5 protein-coding genes and 1 pseudogene are annotated in these 4,945 nt (G+C 73.0%); 4 read left to right on the top strand and 2 right to left on the bottom strand.

Annotation, left to right across the window (positions count from 1 at the left end; translation table 11 throughout):
• Window positions 1-723, top strand: a pseudogene (locus tag ETD96_RS45495) (hypothetical protein); the annotation flags it as partial.
• A 65-nt stretch (window positions 724-788) separates the two neighbouring features.
• Here the strand turns inward: ETD96_RS45495 and ETD96_RS41225 are convergent.
• Window positions 789-2,522, bottom strand: coding sequence for a MinD/ParA family ATP-binding protein (locus ETD96_RS41225; protein WP_138641912.1), 1,734 nt, complete (start codon window positions 2,520-2,522; stop codon window positions 789-791).
• 143 nt (window positions 2,523-2,665) lie between these two features.
• The gene (locus ETD96_RS41230; RefSeq protein ID WP_138641913.1) at window positions 2,666-2,950 is read right to left on the bottom strand and encodes a hypothetical protein; all 285 of its coding nucleotides are present in this window, start codon (window positions 2,948-2,950) and stop codon (window positions 2,666-2,668) included.
• 208 nt (window positions 2,951-3,158) lie between these two features.
• On the opposite strand from ETD96_RS41230, the gene ETD96_RS41235 reads away from it, so the two are divergent.
• The 3 genes from ETD96_RS41235 to ETD96_RS41245 are packed head-to-tail and all read left to right on the top strand — an operon-like array spanning window position 3,159 to window position 4,938.
• A complete protein-coding gene (locus ETD96_RS41235; protein WP_138641914.1) occupies window positions 3,159-3,560 on the top strand; it encodes a YbaB/EbfC family nucleoid-associated protein in 402 nt (133 codons plus the stop codon).
• Window positions 3,557-3,859 (top strand): WXG100 family type VII secretion target, encoded by a 303-nt coding sequence (locus ETD96_RS41240; protein WP_138641915.1) that lies wholly within the window; start codon window positions 3,557-3,559, stop codon window positions 3,857-3,859. The genes ETD96_RS41235 and ETD96_RS41240 overlap by 4 nt, the downstream gene beginning before the upstream one ends.
• 8 nt (window positions 3,860-3,867) lie before the next feature.
• The gene (locus ETD96_RS41245; RefSeq protein WP_138641916.1) at window positions 3,868-4,938 is read left to right on the top strand and encodes a WXG100-like domain-containing protein; all 1,071 of its coding nucleotides are present in this window, start codon (window positions 3,868-3,870) and stop codon (window positions 4,936-4,938) included.
• The last annotated feature ends 7 nt before the right edge of the window (window positions 4,939-4,945 follow it).

Here is a 4,945-nt window from a genome sequence, read left to right on the forward strand (position 1 = left end):
GGCCCCTACGGCGCCCCCGGATTCCCCCCGCCGCCACGGAGCGGCGGCGGCGCGCTCGTCCCGCTGCTGATCATCGGTGTGGTGCTGGTCCTCGCGCTGGTCGGGGTCGGCGCGTTCCTCATCCTGGGCGGGGACGACGACAACGACCGCTCGGTCGCGCTCCCTTCGTCCACGCCCTACTCGCCCCGCTACAGCTCGTCGCCCGAGGCGACGTCCACCCCGACGAGCGAGACGCCGTCGGGCGACCTGTCCGAGGTCCTGTCGACGACCATCCGGACGGCGAAGGGCAACACCTTCACCCGGGCCGGCACCCGCACCCAGTCGTGCACCTCGCGGGCCAACGACCGGCTCCGCACCGCGCTGCGCGCGCACCCGTGCACCGGGCCGATGTACTCGGCGGTGTACGCCGACCCGGACAAGAAGATCATCACCGCCGTGTCGGTCATGACGCTGGCCGACCCGTCCGCGGCGAGCAGCGTCAGCCGGGCCACCACCGAGAAGGGCTGGCCGCTGCTGCTCACCCCGTCCAACGCCAGCGGGCTGCCGCAGCCGCAGCCGGACCCCGCCTATTGGACGCGGTCGTGGACGCAGGGCTCGCGCGTGATCTACGCCCAGTCGTACTGGACCACCGGCGCCGCGACCGGCGGCCGCGAGGGGCGCGTCTTCGCCACCGCCGGGGAACTCGGCGTCGAGGTCACCAACACCCTCATCTGGAAGAGCTGACCCCCGCGCGCGAGCGGCCCGCTCGACGTGAGTCGGGTCGCCCGGCGTCAGCGGGCCGCCGAGCGTCAGCGGGCCGCGCTGGGGGTGAGCGCCCGCGCGAAGACCTCGTGCACGACCCTGGTCACCGCCGTCCGAGCGGCGGCGGAGACCTTGCTCATGTCGACCGAGCTGCCCGTCGCCAGATGCCGGTCGTACGGCACGAACACCACGGGCAGGCCCCAGGCGGAGAGCATCTGCTGCGCGCGGTGCAGGTCGGCACCCACCTGCGGCGCGTGGGAGACCATCGCGATGACCGTCCGGCGCAGAAGGTCCTGCAGGTCGTTGGCCGCGTACCATTCGAGCGCCCCGCGCGCACTGAGCGCACCGTCCACCGTGCCTGGCGTCACCAGGACGAGGCCGTGCGCGCTCGCGACGACGCCCCGGTTCAGCTCGGTGAGGATCCCGGCGCCGCAGTCGACGACGGTGGTGCCCACGTACCGGCCCACGACGCTGAGAGCGCTCTGGAACATGTCCAGCGTGAACTCGCCCGCGATGCGCCCGCCCCGCGTCGACGACAGCACGAACAGGCCCTCGGGGGTGCGCGCCAGGTACCGCGCCGCCTCCTCGAAGGTGCTCGGGTTCTGCCCCGCGAGGTCGAACAGCGACAGCTCGGTGCGGACGCCGAGGCGCAGCGGCAGCGAGCCGAGCTCGGCGTCGGCGTCGGCGGCGAGCACCCGGTCCTGCCGGTAGCGGGCCAGCTCGGTCGCGACGAGCGCCGCCATCGTGGTCTTGCCGGCGCCGCCGCGCACGCTGGCCACGGCGATCCGCCGGGTGCTCGGGACCGGCCGCTGCATCAGGTCGATGAACCCGGCGTGCTCCCTGGCCTCGCGCCCGCCGCCGCCCATCGCGTTGCGGACGCCGCGTCCCACCCGGCGGGCGAGGGGGTCGCCGTGCTGGTTCCTGCGGACGAGCTCGTGCGCCGGGATCTGGTGGCCGACGCCCGAGGCCTGGTCGGCCGGCGCGGGCTGCGCGGCCGGGGCGGGCGCCTGCGGTGCCGGGGCGGCGCCCTCACCGGACGACGACGACACCCCGCCGAGGACGGGGTTGACCGCCGACTCCCAGTCGAAGTCGGAGTGCACGAGCGGCTCGACCGGCTCCGGCGCGGCCTCGGGGGGCTGCGCGGTCTCGGGCACCGGCGCGGGCTGCGGCGGCTGGGCGTTCTCGGGAGCCGGCGCGGGCTGCGGCGGCTGGGTGCTCTCGGGAGCCGGCGCGCTCTCGGCGGGCTGCGCGCCTTCGGCGGGCTGGGCCGTCTCGGGAGTCTGCGGGTTCACCGGCCACGCGGCGGGCTGCTGGACGTTCTCCGGCCGCGGTGCCTCCCGCTGGGCCGTCGCCTGCTGGTCGGTGCTGGACGCGTCCTGCTGCGAGGGCCGCTCGTACCACTGCGGCGCGGTCTCGGGCTGCGGCAGCCGGGCCTCGGGCCGCGGCTCGGAGGGCGGCTGCGGGTTCTGGTGCTGCGGGTCGGGCAGGAGCGGAGCCGGTTCGCCGGACCCCGCGGACGACTGCATGGCGGGCGCGGCGAACGGCGGTGCCTCGGGAACCGGCTCGGCGCCCTGCGCGGGCGGGGCGGGCTGCGGCGCGGGCGGCACCGGCTGCGCGGCGGGAGCGGCGGGCTGTGCCTGCTCCGGCGCGGGACGGGGCGGAGCCTCCGCCCCCCACGACGCTCCGCCGAGGCCGAGCGGAGCGCGGTCGAGCCGCCGCAGCCCCCGGCGCGAAACGCCGATGTCACGCAGGACCGCGTGCTGCCAGCTGGAGTCGGACACCTGCCTCCCCTCTCACCGGCCAGCCTACGAGACGCGCGTCACCGCACGCACCGGAACGGGGTGCGCGGGACACGCCCCCACACCCTAGGAGTCTTCGCGTCCCAGCGTTTCACCGGCGGGGGGACCTGCACAGGGGAACGCGGTCACGAATCGGACGCCTCGCCGGACCGGCGCGCCTCCTGCCGGGCCCGCGACGACTCGTAGGCGGCGAGGGAGCGCTCCCCGCCGGGCCGCATCTCGAAGCGGATGCCGCGGTCGCCCTCGAACGGGTTGCGGTGGTCGAACCCGCCGCGGTAGATCTCGTTCGGCACCCGCTCGGGGAACGCGTCGCAGTACGGGATCCAGCGGTCGAGCGACGTCTCGGCGCCAGGATTGGACCTCTTCTGCAACCGCACGCAGGCGTCACAGATGTTCGGTCTCCTGCGCATCGTCAGCCACCCTCCAAGGTCGTACCACCGGTCCCAGCAGTGTTCCACACCCCCACCGCTGCGCGCCGCATCCCTCTATTGTCTTGGATCGCTGCATACCGGTTGCTAAAACCGGTTTGAAACCCGTATACATTGATCAATCCCTGTGTGTCTGTGATCGTGCGCGGTCGCGGGCTATCGCAAGCTCCCGACGAACAGAGGGGTGACCGTGCGCGCTGAATGGCAGGCGCATATCGACGAACTCCTGCAGACCTACCAGGAGAAGCGCCGGCAGATCGCGGACATGCAGTCCCGCCTGGAGACGATCGAGGCCGAGGCGGAGGCCGCCGACGGCATGGTGCGGGTGAAGGTCGACCGGCAGGGCCGGCTCACCTCCCTCGAGTTCGACCCGCGCGTGCAGCGCAAGCTCGGCTCCGAGGAGCTCGCCGAGGCGGTGCTGGAAGCGTCCCGGGACGCGCAGGCGCAGGTCGCCGACCAGATGCGCGCGGCGATGCAGGGACTCGTCCCCGACGGCCCGGCCGAGAGCGGCTTCGACATCACCAAGCTGCTGCCGGAGCGTCCCGACGACTTCGACGCGGTCCGCGAGCGACTGGGGATCCCGCCGCGATGACCTACGAATACCTAGAGGTCGACACAGAAGAGCTGAAGCGCGCCGGCAAGGGGTTCACCACCGGCGCCACGCAACTCGAGGCGATCTTCAACCGGCTCAGCTCCGCCCTGTCCGCCGAGGGCGAGTGCTGGGGCGCCGACGAGACCGGCAAGACGTTCGCCGAGGGCTACAAGGAGCCGAGCACGCAGGTGCTGGAGTCGTTCCCGAAGCTCAAGGAAGGCCTGGAAGGCATCCGGAAGGGCGTCGACCAGATGGCCAAGACCTACAAACAGGCCGAGGACACCTCAAGGCTGAAGTGAGCTGATCCGTGGGTCTTGAAATCCCAGAACCGGTCCAGTGGCTGTCCTGGATCATCGGCGCCGACTGGCCCGAGGGCGACGAGACGGCGATGCGCCGCTGCGCCGACGCGTGGCGCGCCGCCGGCACCGAGGTCGGCGAGCTGATCGAGGAGCTCAACCAGGCGGCGAACGACGTCCGCGGCGCGCTCGACAGCGGCGCCGCCGACGAGTTCGGCAAGAACTGGGAGAAGTGGGTTTCCACCGACCCGCAGATCCTCACGAAACTCGTCGAGTCGTGCGGCCAGTTCGGCGAGACGCTGGACGGCGGCGCACTCGACATCGAGTACGCGAAGTACATGTTCATCGCGCTGCTGATCATCACGGCGATCGAGATCGCCTATTTGATCGCGGCGGCCTTCGCGACGTTCGGCGCCTCCACCGCGGCCATTCCCGCCGTCGAGGCGGGGGCGCAGATCGCGTCCAGAACCATCTTCCAGCGGCTGCTGGAGTGGCTGAGCAGGCGCTTCCTCGGCGCCGTCCTGAAGGGCGCGCTCGTCGGCGCGCTGGAGGGCGGCGGGCTGGACCTGCTCGTCCAGGGCATCCAGATCGCGCAGGGCAACCGGGACGGCGTCGACTGGAAGAAGACCGGGGCGGCCACCCTGGACGGCGCGATCGGCGGCGCCATCTCCGGCGGCATCGGACACGGCATCGGCAAGATCCCCGGTGTGAGCGACGCCGCCGACACCGCGGCCGGCAACATGGTCAAGGGCATGGTCCGGGACGGCGCCTCCGAGGCCATCAGCGGCGTGGCCGGCACGGTCGCCACCGCCGCCATCCACGGCGACCCGCTGACCTGGGACGCCATCGCCAAGGGCGCCACGTCGGGCGCGTTCGGCGGCGCCGTCGGCGGCGGCAAGGACGGCCTCAACGACTACAACTCGTCCGTCCCCGGCGGCGACCCGCCCGCTCCGGGCACGCCCCCCGCAGGGGCGCGCGAAGGTGCGCGTCTTCACGCCGACGCTGGTGTTCACTGCGGTGAGTCAGTTGGACATGGCATGCGGGGACGGGCGGGGTCAACCGACCCCACCGTGACAGCCTAGTCGGACG

It is taken from the genome of Actinomadura geliboluensis (genome assembly GCF_005889745.1).
Lineage (GTDB): Bacteria > Actinomycetota > Actinomycetes > Streptosporangiales > Streptosporangiaceae > Spirillospora > Spirillospora geliboluensis.